Annotated in this window: 18 protein-coding genes and 1 tRNA gene; 5 read left to right on the plus strand and 14 right to left on the minus strand. The window is 60.2% G+C overall.

Going from position 1 to position 19496, the window contains the following annotated elements; genetic code table 11:
- Positions 1 to 56: 56 nt before the first annotated feature.
- Positions 57 to 848, minus strand: coding sequence for a cyclic-guanylate-specific phosphodiesterase (gene pdeH, locus WFM45_RS24230; protein WP_021505226.1), 792 nt, complete (start codon positions 846 to 848; stop codon positions 57 to 59).
- A gap of 238 nt (positions 849 to 1086) precedes the next feature.
- Between pdeH and WFM45_RS24235 the strand changes: the two genes are divergently transcribed.
- A complete protein-coding gene (locus WFM45_RS24235; RefSeq protein ID WP_033631841.1) occupies positions 1087 to 2019 on the plus strand; it encodes a sugar kinase in 933 nt (310 codons plus the stop codon).
- Between the two features lie 243 nt (positions 2020 to 2262).
- On the plus strand, positions 2263 to 2964 hold the full coding sequence (locus WFM45_RS24240; protein ID WP_156866398.1) for a LuxR family transcriptional regulator: 702 nt from the start codon (positions 2263 to 2265) through the stop codon (positions 2962 to 2964).
- A gap of 46 nt (positions 2965 to 3010) precedes the next feature.
- Here the strand turns inward: WFM45_RS24240 and ilvC are convergent, their stop codons facing one another.
- The gene (gene ilvC, locus WFM45_RS24245; protein WP_004929973.1) at positions 3011 to 4486 is read right to left on the minus strand and encodes a ketol-acid reductoisomerase; all 1476 of its coding nucleotides are present in this window, start codon (positions 4484 to 4486) and stop codon (positions 3011 to 3013) included.
- A gap of 168 nt (positions 4487 to 4654) precedes the next feature.
- Between ilvC and ilvY the strand changes: the two genes are divergently transcribed.
- The gene (gene ilvY, locus WFM45_RS24250; protein ID WP_004929971.1) at positions 4655 to 5545 is read left to right on the plus strand and encodes an HTH-type transcriptional activator IlvY; all 891 of its coding nucleotides are present in this window, start codon (positions 4655 to 4657) and stop codon (positions 5543 to 5545) included.
- 8 nt (positions 5546 to 5553) lie between these two features.
- On the opposite strand, the gene WFM45_RS24255 is transcribed toward ilvY, so the two are convergent.
- The 10 genes from WFM45_RS24255 to WFM45_RS24300 form a co-directional block, all read right to left on the minus strand.
- Positions 5554 to 6255, minus strand: a complete 702-nt coding sequence (locus WFM45_RS24255) for a DUF2461 domain-containing protein (protein ID WP_048326462.1) — start codon at positions 6253 to 6255, stop codon at positions 5554 to 5556.
- Between the two features lie 21 nt (positions 6256 to 6276).
- Positions 6277 to 6855 carry a hypothetical protein gene (locus tag WFM45_RS24260; RefSeq protein ID WP_033631838.1) on the minus strand — a complete coding sequence of 193 codons (579 nt, stop codon included), beginning with the start codon at positions 6853 to 6855 and terminating at the stop codon, positions 6277 to 6279.
- On the minus strand, positions 6855 to 7850 hold the full coding sequence (locus WFM45_RS24265) for a hypothetical protein (RefSeq protein WP_004929965.1): 996 nt from the start codon (positions 7848 to 7850) through the stop codon (positions 6855 to 6857). Before WFM45_RS24265 ends, WFM45_RS24260 begins: the two co-directional genes overlap by 1 nt.
- Before the next feature lie 112 nt (positions 7851 to 7962).
- A complete protein-coding gene (ilvA, locus tag WFM45_RS24270) occupies positions 7963 to 9507 on the minus strand; it encodes a threonine ammonia-lyase, biosynthetic (protein ID WP_016930473.1) in 1545 nt (514 codons plus the stop codon).
- A gap of 5 nt (positions 9508 to 9512) precedes the next feature.
- A complete protein-coding gene (gene ilvD, locus WFM45_RS24275) occupies positions 9513 to 11363 on the minus strand; it encodes a dihydroxy-acid dehydratase (protein ID WP_033631836.1) in 1851 nt (616 codons plus the stop codon).
- Between the two features lie 107 nt (positions 11364 to 11470).
- On the minus strand, positions 11471 to 12397 hold the full coding sequence (locus tag WFM45_RS24280) for a branched-chain amino acid transaminase (RefSeq protein ID WP_004929958.1): 927 nt from the start codon (positions 12395 to 12397) through the stop codon (positions 11471 to 11473).
- Positions 12398 to 12420: 23 nt separating this feature from the next.
- Positions 12421 to 12678, minus strand: coding sequence for an acetolactate synthase 2 small subunit (gene ilvM, locus WFM45_RS24285; protein WP_004929955.1), 258 nt, complete (start codon positions 12676 to 12678; stop codon positions 12421 to 12423).
- Positions 12675 to 14321: an acetolactate synthase 2 catalytic subunit gene (gene ilvG / locus WFM45_RS24290; RefSeq protein WP_336957573.1), complete on the minus strand. Its 1647-nt coding sequence runs from the start codon at positions 14319 to 14321 to the stop codon at positions 12675 to 12677. Before ilvG ends, ilvM begins: the two co-directional genes overlap by 4 nt.
- Positions 14322 to 14463: 142 nt before the next feature.
- Positions 14464 to 14562: an ilv operon leader peptide gene (gene ilvL, locus WFM45_RS24295; RefSeq protein WP_013814970.1), complete on the minus strand. Its 99-nt coding sequence runs from the start codon at positions 14560 to 14562 to the stop codon at positions 14464 to 14466.
- Between the two features lie 133 nt (positions 14563 to 14695).
- Positions 14696 to 15928, minus strand: a complete 1233-nt coding sequence (locus WFM45_RS24300) for an MFS transporter (RefSeq protein WP_048326472.1) — start codon at positions 15926 to 15928, stop codon at positions 14696 to 14698.
- Positions 15929 to 16269: 341 nt separating this feature from the next.
- On the opposite strand from WFM45_RS24300, the gene WFM45_RS24305 reads away from it, so the two are divergent.
- Positions 16270 to 17793 (plus strand): YifB family Mg chelatase-like AAA ATPase, encoded by a 1524-nt coding sequence (locus tag WFM45_RS24305; RefSeq protein WP_033631833.1) that lies wholly within the window; start codon positions 16270 to 16272, stop codon positions 17791 to 17793.
- 27 nt (positions 17794 to 17820) lie between these two features.
- Here WFM45_RS24305 and WFM45_RS24310 read toward each other — a convergent pair whose 3' ends face one another.
- Positions 17821 to 18159, minus strand: coding sequence for a DUF413 domain-containing protein (locus tag WFM45_RS24310; protein ID WP_033631832.1), 339 nt, complete (start codon positions 18157 to 18159; stop codon positions 17821 to 17823).
- Positions 18160 to 18278: 119 nt separating this feature from the next.
- Here WFM45_RS24310 and hdfR point away from each other — a divergent pair, with 119 nt between their 5' ends.
- Positions 18279 to 19106, plus strand: a complete 828-nt coding sequence (gene hdfR, locus WFM45_RS24315) for an HTH-type transcriptional regulator HdfR (protein ID WP_166730440.1) — start codon at positions 18279 to 18281, stop codon at positions 19104 to 19106.
- Between the two features lie 268 nt (positions 19107 to 19374).
- Here hdfR and WFM45_RS24320 read toward each other — a convergent pair.
- Positions 19375 to 19450 (minus strand) — tRNA-Trp (locus tag WFM45_RS24320).
- Positions 19451 to 19496 lie beyond the last annotated feature (46 nt).

Below are 19496 nucleotides of genomic sequence, written 5' to 3' on the forward strand. Positions count from 1 at the left end.
TGAAAGGAAAAGGAGTTAGCAGCCCCGTTTAAGCCTAGCTGAGGATAGGCCGGAGTTCACGCCGGCGCGCCGGGCGCGGCGAACAGCGTCGGCACGCTGTGCAGCGTTTCAAAGCACGCCGGACGGGAAAGGTAGTAGCCCTGGGCGGCCAACGCGCCGGAGCGCTGCACCAGCCGCCACTCCTGCTCGGTTTCCACGCCTTCGACGATCACCCCGTCGCTGTGCTGGTTCATCATTTTGATCAGGGTGCCGAGCAGCTGGACGCCCTCTTCCGACTGTTTGAGCAAGGTGAACAATTCGCGCGCCACCTTGATGTATTGATAGCGCCAGGCGCCGACGGCGGAGAAGTTGGCCAGCCCGCTGCCGAAATCGTCCAGCCACAGCCGCTCGCCGCCGACAATCTGCTGCAGCGGGCGGCTTGATGCCGTTGCGGCGTGCTCCACCAGCTCGAAGCGCAGATAAGGCATCTCGGCGATCTGCCGTTGCAAGGCGCTATGACGCTGTAATGCTTGCAGCGCGATGCCGTCGATATTGACCGACACCATCACCGCATGGCGGGTGAACAACGCCTGCCAGCGCTGCAACAGCGCCAGCTGTTCCTGAACCACCCGCAAACGCTGGGCGACGCCGAGCGAGGCAAAATAGTGTTCCGGGGATTGCCGCTTGTCCGGCTCATTCGGGTGATATACCGCCGTCAGCAGTTCCACCGCCAACAGCGCGCCGCTGGTGCGATAAATCGGCTGGAAGGTATACAAGCGCCGGCATTGCCGCCAGTAGCGCCGCGATTTGGCGCAGGCATAGAGGGCAAAACAGGGCGCCAGCAGACCCGAGATCAGATTGGTTATCATCGGTACTATCGCCGTGGCGGGGAAGTGAGAGCGCTGCCGCTGTTTCTTTACCCAACTTATCGGCCACGCCGCGTAAAACTTTAAGCACGAATTGCCGCATGCTTTCCTCTTCACCCTGTTGGCGTTGGCCGATCGCGATCATAAAAAATTAAAACACTGTTTTAATTTATTGACTCTCTTACCGCCTTGCGTGGAGACTGGTGGCTGTTGCTTCTTCTTTAGCCAGGGCTTATTGACGATGACTATCCGAAACCTCGCCGTGATCGGCGAATGCATGATCGAGCTGTCGCAGCAGGGCGCACAGCTGACGCGCGGCTTTGGCGGCGATACCCTCAACACCGCCGTCTACCTCGCCCGCCAAATGCCGAAACAGACGTTGCAGGTGCATTACGTCACTGCGCTCGGCACCGACAGCTTCAGCGGCGAGATGCTGCAAGCCTGGCGGCAGGAGAAGATCGAGACCGGGTTGATTCAGCAATTCGACAACAAGCTGCCGGGCCTGTACGTGATCGAAACCGACGCCGCCGGCGAACGCACTTTCTACTATTGGCGCAATGACGCCGCCGCCCGCTATTGGCTTGCTGGACCGCAGGCCGACGCACTGTGCGCGCGGCTGGCGCAGTTCGATTACCTGTACCTCAGCGGCATTAGCCTGGCGATCCTCGCGCCTGCCGACCGCACGAAGCTGCTGGCGTTGCTGCGCCGCTGTCGCGCCAACGGCGGCAAGGTGATCTTCGACAACAACTACCGCCCGCGCCTGTGGCCAAGCCGTGAGGAAACGCAGCAGGCCTACCGCGAGGTGCTGGCCTGCACCGACATCGCCTTTTTGACGCTGGATGACGAAGAATTGCTGTGGGGAGCGCAGCCGGTTGAACAGATAGTGACGCGCACGCAGGCGCTCGGCGTCGGCGAGATCGTTATCAAACGCGGCGCGGATGCCTGTCTGGTGTTCAATGTGGAGGGGGAGCGGCTTGAGGTGCCGGCGATCGCGCTGCCGCCGGAGCGCGTGGTGGATACCACCGCGGCGGGCGACTCTTTCAGCGCCGGCTACCTGGCGGTGCGCCTGAACGGCGGCGGTGCCCAGCAGGCGGCGCAGCGCGGCCACCAGCTTGCTGCGACGGTGATCCAACATCGCGGCGCCATCATTCCCGCAGCAATGATGCCCGCATAATCAATAAGGCGGCGGCGAAGTCACCCCGCCGCCCACGCAATGGATCCCAGGAGCATTGATCAGAGGATGATTGAAAGAATTTCCCTGGCGTTGGCTTATTTCCGCCCAGAGCTGCTAAGCTCGGGTCTTGGCATTGCCGTCTTTTTGAATTTATTAGCCGAGTATAAATTTCAATCCGCCGCACTGACTAGCTGGACTTTGGTGCAGGTCGGGCTGAGCCGCCGAACGACAGGGAGGTTACCGATGGCCGCCACATTCGCCAACGCCGTCGCCGCAAGACTGCATCTTGATGGCCGGCTACAGGCCTTCAGCCAATTCAAATACGCTTACCTGACCTTCAACAAACACCATCCCGACCGCCATCTGCTGGTATCGAGCTATCCGCAAGAATGGCTGGACATCTACAGTGCCAATCGCTATCAGCGCATCGATCCCGTCGTGCGCGCCGCCCATAACCGCTGTGCGCCCTTTATGTGGCACGACACCGCCCTCACCACCGAGGATCGGCATTACCGGAAGATCTTCAGCCAGGCGCGGGAGTACGACATCGTGCACGGTTGCAGCTTTGTTTTGCACGATCACGACAACAATCTGGCGATCTTGTCGATCAGCGCGACGGCGGCCGATGACGCCGAACTGCGGCAGCTAATGGAGGAAGAAAGGGCCAGCCTGCAGATGGTCTTGGTCGATACCCACCAGCACGCGTTTGCGTTGGCCAGCGCCGAGGCTGGCCGAAAGGATCGGCTCTCGCCGCGCGAAGGGGAAATTCTCTATTGGGCCAGCCAGGGCAAAACCTATAATGAGATCGCGCTGATCCTGGGGATCAAAACCGGCACGGTGAAGTTTCACATCGGCAATGCGGTGCGTAAGCTGGGGGTCGCCAACGCCAAACACGCGATCCGGCGCGGCCTTGAACGGCAACTGATCGCGCCGCCGCAGGCATAAAAAAGCCGGCATTGCAGCCGGCTTTTGTTTTTTATCTTGCGGAAAATCAGCCCGCAACGGCGATACGTTTCATATCGGTCATGTAGCCACGCAGCTTGCGGCCGACGGTTTCGATTGGGTGGCTGCGCACCGCTTCGTTCACGTCGCGCAGCTGCGCGTTGTCCACCGCCGTACCCGCCACGGCTTTGCCCAAATCGCCCGCCTGCAGGGTGGTCATGAAGTCCTTCAGCAACGGCACCGCTGCGTTGGCGAACAGGTAGTTGCCGTACTCCGCGGTATCGGAGATGACCACGTTCATTTCATACAGACGCTTACGCGCAATGGTGTTGGCGATCAACGGCAGCTCGTGCAGCGACTCGTAGTAAGCCGACTCTTCAATGATGCCGGCATCGACCATGGTTTCGAACGCCAGCTCAACGCCCGCTTTCACCATCGCCACCATCAGCACGCCATGATCGAAGTACTCTTGCTCGCTGATCTTGCCTTCAAACTGCGGCGCATTCTCGAACGCGGTTTTGCCGGTCTCTTCGCGCCAGGTCAGCAGTTTCACGTCGTCTTCCGCCCAGTCGGCCATCATGCCGCTGGAGAAGGCGCCGGAAATGATGTCGTCCATGTGCTTCTGGAACAGCGGCGCCATGATGGTTTTCAGCTGTTCGGACAGCGCATAGGCACGCAGCTTGGCCGGGTTGGACAGGCGATCCATCATCAGGGTGATGCCCCCCTGCTTCAGCGCTTCGGTGATGGTTTCCCAGCCGAACTGAATCAGTTTCTCGGCGTAAGCCGGATCGGCGCCTTCAGCAACCAGCTTGTCGAAGCACAGCAGCGAACCCGCCTGCAGCATGCCGCACAGAATGGTCTGCTCACCCATCAGGTCAGACTTCACTTCAGCGACGAAGGAGGATTCCAGCACGCCGGCGCGGTGGCCGCCGGTCGCCGCCGCCCAGGCCTTGGCGATCGCCATGCCTTCGCCTTTCGGATCGTTTTCCGGGTGAACCGCAATCAGGGTCGGCACGCCGAAGCCGCGCTTGTACTCTTCGCGCACTTCGGTGCCCGGGCACTTCGGCGCGACCATCACCACGGTGATGTCTTTGCGCACCTGCTCGCCCACTTCAACGATGTTGAAGCCGTGGGAATACCCCAGCGCCGCGCCGTCTTTCATCAGCGGCTGCACCGCACGCACCACGGAAGAGTGCTGCTTGTCCGGGGTCAGGTTAACCACCAGATCCGCCTGCGGGATCAAATCTTCGTAGGTGCCGACCTTAAAACCGTTTTCGGTCGCCTTGCGCCAGGAAGCGCGCTTTTCGTCGATCGCTTCTTTGCGCAGGGCATAGGCGACATCCAGGCCGGAGTCGCGCATGTTCAGCCCCTGGTTCAGGCCCTGGGCGCCACAGCCGACAATCACCACTTTTTTACCTTTCAGGTAGCCGGCTTCGTCAGCAAATTCGTCGCGCGCCATAAAGCGGCATTTACCCAATTGCGCCAGCTGCTGACGCAGGTTCAATGTGTTGAAATAGTTAGCCATGGTGGTACTCCGGTTTGATGTTGTCTTGCATTGTTATTTTCATTCCCCGCCCTGTCTGTGCGGAGATTCGTTAAACTCAATGTATAACAGGAAATGCGTTGCTTAAATTGATATATTGAGAACGTGATATTGCAATTTTTGCAACACCCTCACTGCGAGCGTATCGATATGGATTTACGTGATTTAAAGCTGTTCCTGCATCTGGCCGAAAGCCATCACTTCGGGCGCACCGCCAAGGCGATGCACGTCAGCCCGTCGACGCTCTCCCGCCAGATCCAGCGGCTGGAAGAGATCCTCGGGCAGCCGCTGTTCCTGCGCGATAACCGCACCGTGCAGCTCACCGACGCCGGCGAACAGCTGAAAGAATTCGCCCAGCAAACGCTGCTGCAATATCAGCAGCTGAAGCACTCGCTCGGCCAGCACGGCCCTTCGCTGAGCGGCGAACTGCGGCTGTTCTGCTCGGTGACCGCGGCGTACAGCCACCTGCCGCCGATCCTCGATCGCTTCCGCGCGCAGCACCCGCTGGTAGAAATTAAGCTGACCACCGGCGACGCCGCCGACGCGGTCGACAAGGTGCAATCCAACGAGGCCGATCTCGGCATCGCCGGCCGGCCGGAAACGCTGCCCGCCAGCGTGGCGTTCACCAAAATCGGTGAAATCCCGCTGGTGCTGATCGCACCGGCGCTGCCCTGCGCGGTACGCAGCCAGGCGTTTGCCGACAAGCCCGACTGGGCCGAGATCCCGTTCATCCTGCCGGAGCACGGCCCTTCGCGAAAACGCATCGAGCTGTGGTTCCGCCGCCACCGCATCAGCAATCCGCTGATTTATGCCACCGTCGGCGGCCACGAGGCGATCGTGTCGATGGTCGCTCTGGGCTGCGGCATCGCGCTGATCCCGAGCGTGGTGGTAGACAACAGCCCGGAGCCGGTGCGCAACCGCATCTCGCAGTTGGATAACATCTCGATGGTCGAACCCTTCGAGCTGGGGGTCTGCGTCCAGAAAAAGCGCCTCAGCGATCCGCTGATCGACGCCTTTTGGCGGTTGCTGCATCCCCGCTGACGCGAGGTTTACAGATCCGCCGGATCGATCTGCTTCATCGTCTCTACCTGCATCAGCCAGTGGTAGAGCGGCTCAAGCTGCAAAAACGCCCCGGCCAGCAGCGGCGCCAGATCGGCGTTGAACAGCTTTTCCACTTCGCTGTCCGTCACCATCACCGCAAACGACTTGCGGTTGTACCAGGTGGCGATCTCCGCCGCCTGCTCCTTCACCAGCGGGCGCTTGTAGCTTTCGCCCACCAGCTCGAACGGCGGCCGGCAGCAGGCCGCCACCTCCAGGAAAGGCTGCGGCCGCTGCCTCAGCGTATGGCGGAACAGATCCATGGTCGGCTTGTTGGCGCTGTAGTAGCCGAGCCCATAGCGCAACATGTCCGGCCCCAGTTCAAAAAAATAGACCGGCGCATCTTTCCAGTCTTTGCTCGGGCGCTTGAACGTCAGCCACATGCGGCTGCGGTAGCGCGACTTGTCGTGAGAAAAGCGCGTATCGCGATGAATGCGCGACAGCGTTTTGCCGATCGCCGGGCGAGTCTCAAACTGCGGATCGATCGCCAGCATGCCGGGAGCCAACTGCTCCACCAGCGCGCGAAACGGCGCCAGCAGCTCGCGATCGTAGATGTCGCGGTTGCCGTCGAACCACGCCTTATCGTTCTCGATCCGCACCTGCTGCAGGAAATTCAGGCCCTGCTGGCTAAAGCCGGAGAAAGGTTGCGTCATAAGTTTTTCCGTTCTGACGGTTTATCGGGTGTTGCGCAGATCTTCCCTCTGCCAACGGCGTTTGATAAACACGCGCCGACGCGTGCGGAAATAAGCGACATACAGGTAGAACGCCGCCCGATTGCTGAATAGCGCACCACCCACCGCGCCCCCCAGCAACATGGCGACGGTGGCGATGCCGGTCATGCCCGCCGCCCACGCCGCCGCGGCGCCAAGGCAACACAGACCAAGCATGCCAAGGTAATATTGCAGCAATACCACCCCGCTGTTTTTCCCCTGCACCAGTTGGAACAGGATCAGCGTCATCCACACCGCCACGATCGCGCCGCTGCCCATGAGAACGGCGGCGGAAGTCTTGCCGCTCCAGGCGGCCGCCACGTCCGTGGCCAGGCCCATCACGCCCGCCAGCCCCAGCGTCAGGCATACCATCAGCAACATGACATTGCCGACGCCCGGCGGTGACAGCCGCTGGCCCGGCGTCAGGAAATGCTGCTCAAGCTGCGCATCCACGCCGGCGAAAAGCGCGCGATCGCGCGCCGCGATTTGGCTTTCCATCTCCCGGCCCTGCACAATCAGGCGTTTAATCATCCAGTCCGCCATTACCTCACCATCTGCGGCAATTTCTGCATAATGCCCACAAAATACTGCCCGGTGGTTTTCACATTCACCGGCGCAGACAGGGTGCCGCTGATGCCGCTGCCGACAAACGTCAACGCGTTATTGAGCGCCGAATGCAATTGCTGGCGCAGCCCGTTTTGGATCGCTTCCGTCGGGTAACGCTTCGGGTATAAGCCGTTCTTCACCATTTCTTTCAAGACGTTATTGGAAATCCCCGGGTTTTCCGCCCGAATGATGTTTTCGGTCAGCCGCTTCCTTTCGCTGCGGGGCATGCTTTTCAGCCATTCCGTCGCCTTGCGCGCCGAAATGCGGCGCATGGCGCGGTAGGTCATCGTCGCTTCCTTCAGGGCGGCCCCCGCGCTGGCCAGCGAGATCACATCGAGTACGGTGCTGGTGGCGATATACCACTGCTCAGAGTCGAGCTGCGCCAATTCATCGCCTTTCCCGTCATAAAGCTTGTTGACGCGGTATAGCCCATTGCCGCACTGCAGCGCGCTGGCGGCCATGCCGGCATAGCCCAGATAAGCCACCGCAGAGCTGGTGCCGCCGGTGAACGGCACGGCGACGCTGCCCGACGCCAGTAAAAATACCGATACCAGCAGCGTTCCGCACGACAGCGCGGCCGAGGCCAACTCTTTGCTGACGCTGGGTTTGCTCAACGCTTCCGACAGCGTATTGGTCGCGGCAACGCGCGAGGTATGAGCCACCGTTTTGCTGATGACCACGTGGGTGACCTGCGAAGCGTTCGAATAACCGGTGTGCTGCGTCGGGCGGACTAAAAATGAGTTTTGCCCGTCGGAAAAAATAATTCCCACGCCATGAAACGCGAGGCTGCAGTCCAGCGAGTCCTGCAAGGCTTGCAGATTAATATCGCGATAGAACTCTTGTACCCCGGCATTGCCCAACAAGCGGGCAAATTCGGCGTTGGTCAAATCGTCTTCGGGAGAACCGAACGGCGTAGAAAAAGCGGTTTTCATTGTCGTGCATCCCTATACGTCAGAAGTCTTGGCAGTATAAAAATGCACGACAAAATCACAACCATGCAACCTATAAACTGACTAACGCGTCACGGTTGCTTATCAATCCGGCTCACCCCTGCAAAAAGAAGCGGAACGCCGGGTTGTCGGTTTCGTCGTGGCAATCGTAGCCCAGCGCCTGCAGGTGCCGCTCGAATTCCGGCTCGCTTTGCGCCAGTTCAAAGGCCGCCAGCACCCGGCCGAAGTCGGTGCCGTGGCTGCGATAGTGGAACAACGAGATGTTCCAGTGCGTGCCCAGCGTTTGCAGGAACTTCAGCAGCGCGCCCGGCGACTCCGGAAACTCAAAGCTGTACAGCCGTTCGCGCAGCGGCTTCGACGGACGCCCGCCCACCATGTAGCGCACGTGCAGCTTGGCCATCTCATCGTCCGACAGATCCACCACCTGATAACCGCCGGCGTTGAGTTCGTCGATGATCTCCCGTCGTTCGGCGTGGCCGCGCGTCAGACGCACGCCGACGAAAATGCAGGCGTTGTCGGCATCGGCGTAGCGGTAGTTGAATTCGGTCACCGAGCGGCCGCCCAGCAGCTGGCAGAACTTGAGGAAGCTGCCCTGCTGTTCCGGAATGGTCACCGCCAGCAGCGCTTCGCGCTGTTCGCCCAGTTCGCAGCGCTCGGAAACGTAACGCAGCCCGTGGAAGTTGAGGTTGGCGCCGGACAGCACGTGCGCCAGACGCTCGCCCTGAATGTTGTGCTGCTGGACGTACTTTTTCAGCCCCGCCAGCGCCAGCGCGCCGGAAGGTTCGGCGATGGCACGCACGTCCTCGAACAGATCTTTGACCGCCGCGCAGATGGCGTCGCTGTCCACGGTGATCACGTCGTCCAGATACTCACGGCACAGGCGGAACGTTTCGTCGCCGATGCGTTTCACCGCCACGCCTTCGGCGAACAGCCCGACGCGCGCCAGATCCACCGGATGGCCGGCATCCAGCGCAGCGCGCAGACAGGCGGAGTCTTCCGCCTCGACGCCGATCACTTTGATCTGCGGCATCAGCTGTTTGATCAGCACCGCCACCCCGGCGGCCAGGCCGCCGCCGCCGACCGGCACGAAAACCCGATCCAGATGCGCGTCTTGCTGCAGCAGCTCCATCGCCAGCGTGCCCTGCCCGGCGATCACCGTCGGGTGATCGAACGGCGGCACGAAGGTCATGCCCTGCTGTTGGGAAAGTTCAATCGCCTTCGCCTTGGCCTCGTCGAAATTGGCGCCGTGCAGCAACACTTCGCCGCCGAAACCGCGCACCGCATCCACCTTGATGTCCGCAGTGGACACCGGCATCACGATCAGCGTTTTGATGCCCAGCCGTTTACCGGAGAAGGCGACGCCCTGCGCGTGGTTGCCGGCCGAAGCCGTCACGACGCCGCGCGCCTTCTGCTCTTCGTCCAGCCCGGCGATCATCGCATAGGCCCCGCGCAGCTTGAAGCTGTGCACCGGTTGGCGATCTTCGCGCTTCACCAAAATGGTGTTGCCGAGGCGCGAAGAGATTTTGCTCATGGCCTGCAACGGGGTGACTTGCGCCACCTCGTAAACCGGCGAGCGCAGTACCGCTCGCAGATATTCCGCGCCGCAGGGGGCGCTGGGTAGGGGTTGAGAGACCGCCATGCTGCTTATCCCCCCAGTTTGCTCTTGTCGCGCACCGCGCCTTTATCGGCGCTGGTGGCCAACGAGGCGTAGGCGCGCAGCGCGAAGGACACCTGACGCTCACGATTTTTCGGCGTCCAGGCCGCGTCGCCACGCGCCAGTTCCGCCTCATGCCGCGCCGCCAGCTCCTGCTCGCTGACATCCAGCTGGATGCCGCGATGAGGAATGTCGATTGCGATCATGTCGCCGTCCTGCACCAGGGCGATCAGGCCGCCGCTGGCCGCCTCCGGCGAGGCGTGGCCAATGGACAACCCGGAGGTGCCGCCGGAGAAACGCCCGTCGGTGATCAGCGCACACGCCTTGCCCAGCCCCATCGATTTCAGGTAAGTGGTTGGATAAAGCATTTCCTGCATGCCCGGGCCGCCTTTCGGCCCTTCGTAACGGATAACGACCACGTCGCCCGCCACCACTTTGCCGCCGAGGATGGCGTCTACCGCCTCATCCTGGCTTTCATAGACTTTGGCCGGGCCGCGGAAGGTGAGGATTTCTTTATCCACGCCGGCGGTTTTGACGATGCAGCCGTTTTCCGCCAGGTTGCCGTACAGCACCGCCAATCCGCCGTCCTGACTGTAGGCGTGCTCGCGGGTGCGGATGCAGCCTTCCTTGCGGTCGGTGTCCAGCGAATCCCAACGGCAGTCCTGAGAGAATGCCTGCGTGGTGCGGATACCGGCCGGTCCGGCGGAGTACATTTTCTTGACGCTTTCGTCGCGGGTCAGCATCACATCGTAGGCTTCCAGCGTCTGCGGCAGGGTCAGCCCCAGCACGTTGTTCACCTCGCGGTTCAGCAAGCCGGCGCGATCCAGCTCGCCGAGGATGCCGATCACCCCACCGGCGCGGTGCACGTCTTCCATGTGATATTTCTGCGTGCTCGGCGCCACCTTGCACAGGTGCGGCACTTTGCGCGACAGGCGATCGATGTCCTCCATGGTGAAGTCCACCTCGCCTTCCTGCGCCGAAGCCAGCAGGTGCAGCACGGTATTGGTCGAGCCGCCCATGGCGATGTCCAGCGTCATGGCGTTTTCAAATGCCGCCTTGTTGGCGATATTGCGCGGCAGCGCGCTCTCGTCGTCCTGCTCGTAATAGCGTTTGGTCAGCTCGACGATGCGCTTGCCGGCGTTGAGGAACAGCTCTTTGCGATCGGCGTGGGTGGCCAGCAGCGAACCGTTGCCCGGCTGCGACAGGCCCAGCGCTTCGGTCAGGCAGTTCATCGAGTTGGCGGTGAACATGCCGGAGCAAGAGCCGCAGGTCGGGCAGGCGGAACGTTCGATCTGCTCGCTGTCGGCGTCGCTGACGTTCGGGTTCGCGCCCTGGATCATCGCGTCCACCAGATCCAGCTTGATGATCTGGTTGGAGAGTTTGGTCTTGCCGGCTTCCATCGGACCGCCGGAGACGAAGATCACCGGAATGTTCAGGCGCAACGCCGCCATCAGCATGCCCGGGGTGATCTTGTCGCAGTTGGAGATGCACACCATCGCATCGGCGCAGTGGGCGTTCACCATGTATTCGACCGAGTCGGCGATCAGCTCGCGCGACGGCAGGGAATAGAGCATGCCGCCGTGGCCCATGGCGATGCCGTCATCCACCGCGATGGTGTTGAACTCTTTGGCCACGCCGCCGGAGGCTTCGATCTGTTCGGCGACCAATTTGCCCAGATCGCGCAGATGCACATGACCAGGCACGAACTGGGTAAAGGAGTTGACCACGGCGATGATCGGCTTGCCGAAATCGGCGTCGGTCATCCCGGTCGCGCGCCACAATGCGCGGGCACCCGCCATATTGCGGCCGTGGGTGGTGGTGGCGGAACGGTACTTAGGCATGCTCTTTTCACTCCAAATGTATTTATGGCAGGCGGCGAACGAACCGCCTGGATATTTCTTATCTTGTCTGTCTTGTCGTCCGCCACGCTGCGCGGCGAGCCTTGTCGTTACGGGTTTACCGGATCCAGCCAACCGTACTTGTCTTCGGTCTTGCCGGTGAACAGGCCGAAGAACGCCTGTTGGATCTGTTTGGTCACCGGGCCACGTTTACCGATACCGACCTGAATGCCGTCCACGCTGCGCACCGGCGTGATCTCCGCCGCAGTGCCGGACATGAACACTTCGTCGGCCAGGTACAGCGATTCGCGCGACAGCACCTGCTCACGCACTTCGAAGCCCATGTCTTTCGCCAGCTTGATGATCGCGTCGCGGGTGATGCCCGGCAGCGCCGACGAGGTGAACGGCGGGGTGTAAATCACGCCGTCTTTCACCTGGAACAGGTTCTCGCCCGCCCCTTCGGAAATGTAGCCGTGCACGTCAAGCGCGATGCCTTCCTGATAGCCGTGGCGGCGCGCTTCGCTGCCCACCAGCAGAGAGGAAAGATAGTTGCCGCCGGCTTTGGCCGCGGTCGGGATGGTGTTCGGCGCGGCGCGGTGCCAGGAGGAGACCATCGCATCGATGCCTTGCTCCAGCGCCTCTTCACCCAGGTAAGCGCCCCAAGGAAACGCCGCGATAATCACGTCCGTTTTATAACCGGCCGGCGGGTTGACGCCCATGCCGACATCGCCGACGAACACCAGCGGGCGAATGTAGGCGCTGACCAGATTGTTCTTGCGCAGCGTGGCGCGACAGGCTTCCATCAGTTCGTCGACGCTTTGCGAAACCGGCATGCGGTAGATTTTCGCCGAGTCATGCAGGCGCTGCATATGCTCGCGATGGCGAAACACCACCGGCCCCAAGTGCGAGTCGTAGCAGCGCACCCCTTCAAATACCGACGTGCCGTAATGCAACGCGTGCGACATCACGTGCACTTTGGCCTCGGCCCAAGGAACCATCTCACCATTGAACCAAATGTAATCGGCTTTCTTAGTCATTGTTATTTATCCTTCTCGGCGCCTCAGGCGCGTATTTGTTGTGATGTTGGCTGCTGGATCTCGACGCAGGAGACGTCCATCAGTTTACTTAATTGAGATGACAACAAGGCAACCGGGCGCGGGCTGGCAACGGTCAATTCGATATTGATGCTGTCGGCGTTGGCCGGGGAAACCATATTCATAGCACAAACCTGAAAGCCGCGATGACGCACGACCCGCAATACGCGCTCTAACATTTCGGGGCGAAAACGCGCCTGGATCGAGAGTTGATGCTGCATCATGATATTTCCTCCAACATGGTTTCGTTGCCGGCGCCCGGCGGCACCAGCGGCCAGACGTTTTCGAGTTCGTCGATAGAGACCTGCAGCAGATAAGGGCCTTCGGTGTTGAACAGCGCCTCGAGGGCGCCCTCCACCTGATCCTTGCGGCTGATGCGTTGGCCGGGAATGCCGAAGGCGGCGGCCAACATCAGGAAGTCGGGGTTATCGGACAGGTTGGTTTCGCTGTAGCGGCCGTCGAAGAACAGCTGCTGCCATTGACGCACCATCCCAAGGCGCTGGTTGTCCAACAGCACGATCTTAAGCGGCAGCTGCTTGCGCTTGATGGTGCCCAGTTCCTGCACGTTCATCATGAAGGAGCCATCGCCCGAGACGCAGATCACCGTATCTTGCGGGCGGGCAATCTGAGCGCCTACCGCGGCCGGCACGCCGAATCCCATGGTGCCGAGGCCGCTGGAGGTGATGAAATTCTCCGGACGCTCGAACGTCATGTGCTGCGCGCTCCACATCTGGTGCTGACCGACGTCGGTGGTCACTACGCTGTTGGCCGGCTTGCGGTCAGACAGCTGGCGCAAGAACAGCGGCGCGTAGATCGGCTGGCCGGGGTGATCGTAGCGGCAGGCGTGCTCGGCTTTCAGCGCCGTCACCTGCTGCTGCCAGGCGGCGATGTCCAGCGGGCGCTGCAACGCCGGCAGCAATGCTTTCAGATCGCCCTGCAGGGCCACATGCGCCTGGCGCAGCTTGCTCATTTCCGCCGGGTCGATATCCATGTGGATCACTTTGGCGTGCGGCGCGAAGGCGTTCAGTTTGCCGGTCACGCGATCATCGAAACGCGCGCCGACGGCGATCAACAGATCGCACTCCTGCACCGCCAGGTTGGCGGCCTTGGCGCCATGCATGCCCAACATGCCGAGATACAGCGGGTCTTGCGCGTCCGGCGCGCCCAGCCCCTTCAGGGTGGCGACGTTCGGCATGCGGGTCACCGCGATAAATTCACGCAGCGCCGGCACCGCCTGCGCCATGCCCACGCCGCCGCCGACGTACAGCATCGGTTTGTGCGCCTGCGCCAGCAGCGCAGCCGCCTCGGCCAACGCCGCCGCCGGGAACGTCGGCGCTTCGTCAACCTGCATCAGATGCGGGTGCAAGTCCCCCTGCGCCAGCTGGATGTCTTTCGGGATATCGATCAGCACCGGGCCGGGGCGGCCGCCTGCGGCGATGGCAAAAGCTTCCGCCATGATGCCCGGCAAGGCGTCCAGCGACTCCACCAGGAAGCTGTGCTTGGTGCAGGCCAGAGACAGGCCGAGAACATCGATCTCCTGAAAGGCATCGGTGCCGATCAGCGCGGAACCCACCTGGCCGGTGATGGCGACAACGGGAACAGAATCGAGCAGCGCATCAGCCAGGCCAGTGATCAGGTTGGTGGCGCCGGGGCCGGAAGTGGCGATGCAAACGCCGACTTTGCCGGTGGCGCGGGCGTAGCCGATGGCGGCCATGGCGGCGCCCTGTTCATGGCGGCACAGCAGGTGTTCCACGCCGCCGTCATACAACGCATCGTACACCGGCATGATTGCCCCGCCCGGATAGCCGAATACGGTATCCACACCCTGCGCACGCAACGCTTGAACTACCCACTGAGCGCCATTCATAGTTATTTCCCCGCCTTTCTTCGACAACTGCAGGATTTTGTTCTGTTTTTCATGCTCTGCCCCTTGCTCCACTTTTCTCTTGCCAATAAAAAACCCCCGGACCTGACGGTGCGGGGGTTCTCTTGCGATTCCGGCTTGTTTGCTAAGCCTTTCTTCGTCCAAGTGCAGCCCCGCACGGTGGGATAATAATCACCACCACGCTAATCACGACTAGGCTAATCACTTGGGCAAAGGCTTTCATAATGGGTTTGTTCACTGTGCTCATTCAGAACTAATGCTTACAGAGGTACCACAGCCGCGCGCGACATGACAACACTTTTTTTGCGTTATTATTCGGCGCAATCTGGTCATACCTCACGCGAATCGCCCCTCTTTCACACGTTGGCGCGCATACCCGGATTTTCTACCGCGTCGGTGATCGCCTGGCCGCGCGTATCCTTGCCGAAGAACACCAACAGGGCGATCGCCACCGCCACCGTACCGGCGACGATCGCCATCGCCAGACCGTAATTATGCCCATGATGCTCGGCGATGGTGGCTTGCAGCGTGGCGTTGACCGAGGCGATCAGGTTACCCAGCTGGTACACGAACCCCGGCAGCACCGCGCGGGTGTTGGCCGGCACCAACTCGGTCAGATAGGTCGGCACCACGCCCCAGGCGCCCTGCACCATGAACTGCATCAGGAAAGCGCCGATCCCCAACATCAGCGAACCGCTGGAAAACGCCCACAGCGGGATCACCGGCAGCGCCAACAGCGCGGCAATGATGATCGCTTTTTTTCGGCCGATCTTTTCTGACAACGAACCGAAGAAAACACCACCGATAATTGACGCGATATTGTAGCTAATGGCGATGATACTGACGGTTTTAGGGTCGAAACCGTGCTGAACTTTCAGAAACACCGGATACAGATCCTGCGTACCGTGGGAGAAGAAATTGAACGCCGCCATCAGCAGCACCAGATAGCAGCACAGCTTCCAGTGGCTCTTCAACACCGGCAGCAAGGCGGTGCTCTCTTTGCGTTCACGCGCCGCCAGCCATACCGGCGACTCCTGCACGCAATAATAAATAAACGGCAGCAGCAGGATCGGCGCCGCGCCGATGACGAACATGCCGCGCCAGCCGACCGTTTCGAACAGCAGGCCATACACCACCGCCGCCAGCAGATAACCAAACGGATAGCCGGCCTGGAAAATACCCGACATCAGGCCGCGTGAGCGGTCCGGTATGGTTTCCATCGCCAACGATGACGCCACGCCCCAAATGCCGCCCATCGCAACACCGTACAACACCCGCAACAGCAAGAAGACCGTCAGCGAGGGCGCGGCGGCAGAGAGCAGCTCAAACACCGAGAAAAAGACGATATTCAACATCAGGATCGGCTTGCGGCCATATTTTTCCGCCGCACGCCCGAAGATCAGCGCGCCAATCGGGCGCACCGCCAGCGTGAGCAGAATCGCCAACGTGACCTGTTCCAGACCGACGTGAAAGGACTGCGCGATGTCGCTGAGTAAGAATACCAGCACGAAAAAATCGAAAGCGTCGAGCGTCCAGCTTGAAAAGCTGGCGATTGCCGCGTTGCGTTGCAGCGGGGTCCAACCAAACATAGTGTTATCCCTACCGTAGAGTACGAAGTCAGGAGGTTTAGCGGCTGCCGGGCAGAATGCGGCGGCGGTCGGGGCTTGTTAAAGAAGTGATTTTTCTTTTAATCAATTGTTAAATACACCCGTTAACCCTATGATTGCAATGTGTATGGGCCGCTAATGTGTTGCAGCCTTCAGCGAATTGTTAATGGGTATTGCCGCAGGATGCGAGGCGGCTCGCACAATCTCATTTACTTCGATGAAAATGAGCAATTACGCTGCGAAACCCCTAGAAAAACCACTAATAACGCCGCGCAATGCCAGAATGAATCACGCATCATGTCGTCCTCAGCAAGGAGAGCGATATGTCACTGGCGTTAATCTATAGCCGCGCCATCATCGGCGTTCAGGCCCCTTCCGTGACGGTGGAGGTGCATATCAGCAATGGCCTGCCCGGCCTGACGCTGGTCGGCCTGCCGGAAACCACGGTAAAAGAGGCGCGCGATCGGGTGCGCAGCGCCCTGATCAACAGCGGTTTCACCTTTCCCGCCCGGCGCATCACTGTCAATTTGGCGCCCGCCGATCTGCCGAAAGAAGGCGGGCGTTACGATCTGCCAATAGCGCTGGCGATCCTCGCCGCCTCCGAGCAATTGCCCCTCGCGCCGTTGGCGCGCTACGAGTTTCTTGGCGAGCTCGCGCTGTCTGGCGCACTGCGCGCGGTCAGAGGTGCCATCCCGGCGGCGCTGGCGGCGGCTGACGCCAGGCGACAATTGATCCTGTCGACGGACAACGCCGCCGAAGTCGGCCTGATCGCGCAGTCGCACTCCCATACCGCCCAACACCTGCTGGAAGTCTGCGCTTTTCTGCTCGGCCAAGGCGAACTGCCGGTGGCGGCCACGCCCCCCGACGCGGACAACGCGTGCGAAAACGCCGACCTGCGCGACATCATCGGCCAGGAACAGGCCAAGCGGGCATTAGAGATCGCCGCCGCCGGCGGGCATAACCTGCTGTTGATTGGACCACCGGGCACCGGTAAAACCATGCTGGCCAGCCGTCTCACGGGCTTGCTGCCGCCGCTGACGGAGGCTGAGGCGTTGGAAAGCCTGGCGGTCGCCAGCTTGCAGCATCACATTCCCGCCGCTCTACCATGGCGTCAGAGGCCGTTCCGCGCACCGCACCACAGCGCCTCGATGGCGGCATTGGTCGGCGGCGGCTCACTGCCGCGACCGGGCGAGATCTCGATGGCGCATAACGGCGTGCTGTTTCTGGATGAACTGCCGGAATTCGAGCGTAAGGTACTGGATGCGCTGCGTGAGCCGTTGGAATCCGGCGAGATCGTGATTTCACGTGCCAACGCCAAGGTCTGTTTCCCCGCCAGGGTGCAACTGATCGCGGCAATGAACCCCAGCCCGACAGGGCATTATCAGGGATTGCACAATCGCGCCTCACCGCAGCAGGTGTTGCGCTATCTGGCCCGGCTGTCAGGGCCTTTTCTCGACCGTTTCGATCTGTCTATCGAAGTACCGTTGTTGCCGCCGGGTACGCTCAGTCATCGGAAAACCCATGGAGAAAGCAGCGAACAAGTACGGAAAAGGGTGCAGCAGGCACGCACCCGGCAGCTCGAACGCGCAGGTAAAGTCAACGCGCTGTTGAGCAACCGCGAAGTGGAACGAGATTGCGTTTTGCAGGCGGCTGACGCCGAGTTTTTGGAAGCAACATTAAACACGCTGGGGTTATCGGTTCGCGCCTGGCAGCGCATCTTGAAAGTGGCGCGCACGCTGGCGGATTTGGCGGGAGATGCTGAACTCGACAGGCACCACCTCAGCGAAGCACTGGGCTATCGCAGTATGGACCGTCTGCTGTTACAACTGCATCGCAGTCTGGAATGAAAATGGGGCCCGCAGGCCCCATCGTCTTTAGTCTTCGCTGTCGCTGTAATCTTCTACTGCGTCAGCCTGCGGTTTACCGCCGGACAGAGTATGGAATTTCTTCGGGCGACGTGTGCGCGCCAGATATTTAGCCCATACTTTTTCCTGCTCGGTAGCCGCTTCGCGCTCACCGCGGCACACTGCGACGAACAGCTGTTCTTCTTCAGTGACCGGCTGGCGTTTGCCCGAGTCCAGCTCGTTAAACGCGTAGCCGAAGCGCTCTAGCAATTGCGCCTCTTTAATGGTGAAATCGCCGTGACGGGAGAACCCGCGAGGGTAATGTTTATTATCAAAAAAACGATTGGTCGTGGTGAAGCTATCCGCCATCTGACACGCTCCTAATTCTCTTATGGCCGTGCTGTTTATGGCGCGGAGTATTAGATAGGCTTGACAGCGTGTAAAACAAAACATTTAAATCTTAACGACAAATTTTTTTGGAGATAGGTGTGGATACCGAATTACTGAAAACCTTTTTGGAGGTCAGTAGAACGCGTCACTTTGGCAGAGCCGCAGAATCCTTGTACTTAACGCAGTCCGCGGTCAGTTTCCGCATCCGTCAGCTAGAAAACCAGTTGGGCGCAAATTTATTTACCCGTCATCGCAATAACATCCGCCTGACGCCTGCCGGCGAGCGGCTTCTGCCCTATGCCGAGAGCCTGATGAACACCTGGCAGTTGGCGAAGAAGGAAGTCGTGCGTTCGCTGCAACACACCGAGTTATCGATCGGCGCTACCGCTTCGTTGTGGGAGGCCTATCTGACTCCCTGGTTGCAAGCACTCTATCAACAACGCGAGGCGCTGCAGCTAGAAGCCAGGGTGGCATTAAGGCACTCTTTGGTAAAACAACTGCATGAAAGGCAGCTCGATTTACTGATCACCACTGAACCGCCGAAGATGGATGAATTGGCCAGCCAGCAGCTGAGCAATTTCTCATTACGCCTGTTCTCATCCGCTTATCGTGACAAACAGACCCCAATGCCCTACATCAAGCTGGAATGGGGAGCCGACTTCCACCAACAGGAAAACCGCATGTTGGAAGGTGATAACGTACCGGTGCTTACCACCACCTCCGCTCACCTGACGCGTCAGCTGTTGGAAACCACGGGCGGATGCGCTTTCCTGCCCAGCCATTGGGAAAAAGAGTACCCACAGCTGGTGGCCGCCACCGAGATCCCGCCGATTATCCGCCCACTGTATGCCGTCTGGTTGCAAAATAGCGATCAACAACCTTTGATTCGGCAATTACTTAAAATACCTTTAAATACCGCAGTCTAAAGCGCTATGGCGGCCTTAAACGCCGCCACCGTGGTCTTGGCTGTCTATCATGCCAAAAGCCGCCCATCGCCTTCTGAGAGAAGAAAATGCAAAATGGCAGGAGAATCAGGAGCTCTGCGGAGGTAAAGATCGAAAGGTTATGGAGCAACTCGGATCAGATAAACATCAGCATAGAACAGCCGATGCGCTCTTTTCCAAAACGATAACGCGCTAAGGAAAGGGATAATAGGTAAAAAAAACCCTTTGCTTTCGCAAAGGGTTCTTAATATGGCAGGGGCGGAGAGACTCGAACTCGCGACACCCGGTTTTGGAGACCGGTGCTCTACCAACTGAGCTACGCCCCTAAATCTCGCTTAACATTATGCCTGCTAATAAAGCAGGCATAATTAA

Origin of the sequence: Serratia sp. KG1D, assembly GCF_037150675.1 — a bacterium.
Taxonomy (GTDB): domain Bacteria; phylum Pseudomonadota; class Gammaproteobacteria; order Enterobacterales; family Enterobacteriaceae; genus Serratia; species Serratia nematodiphila.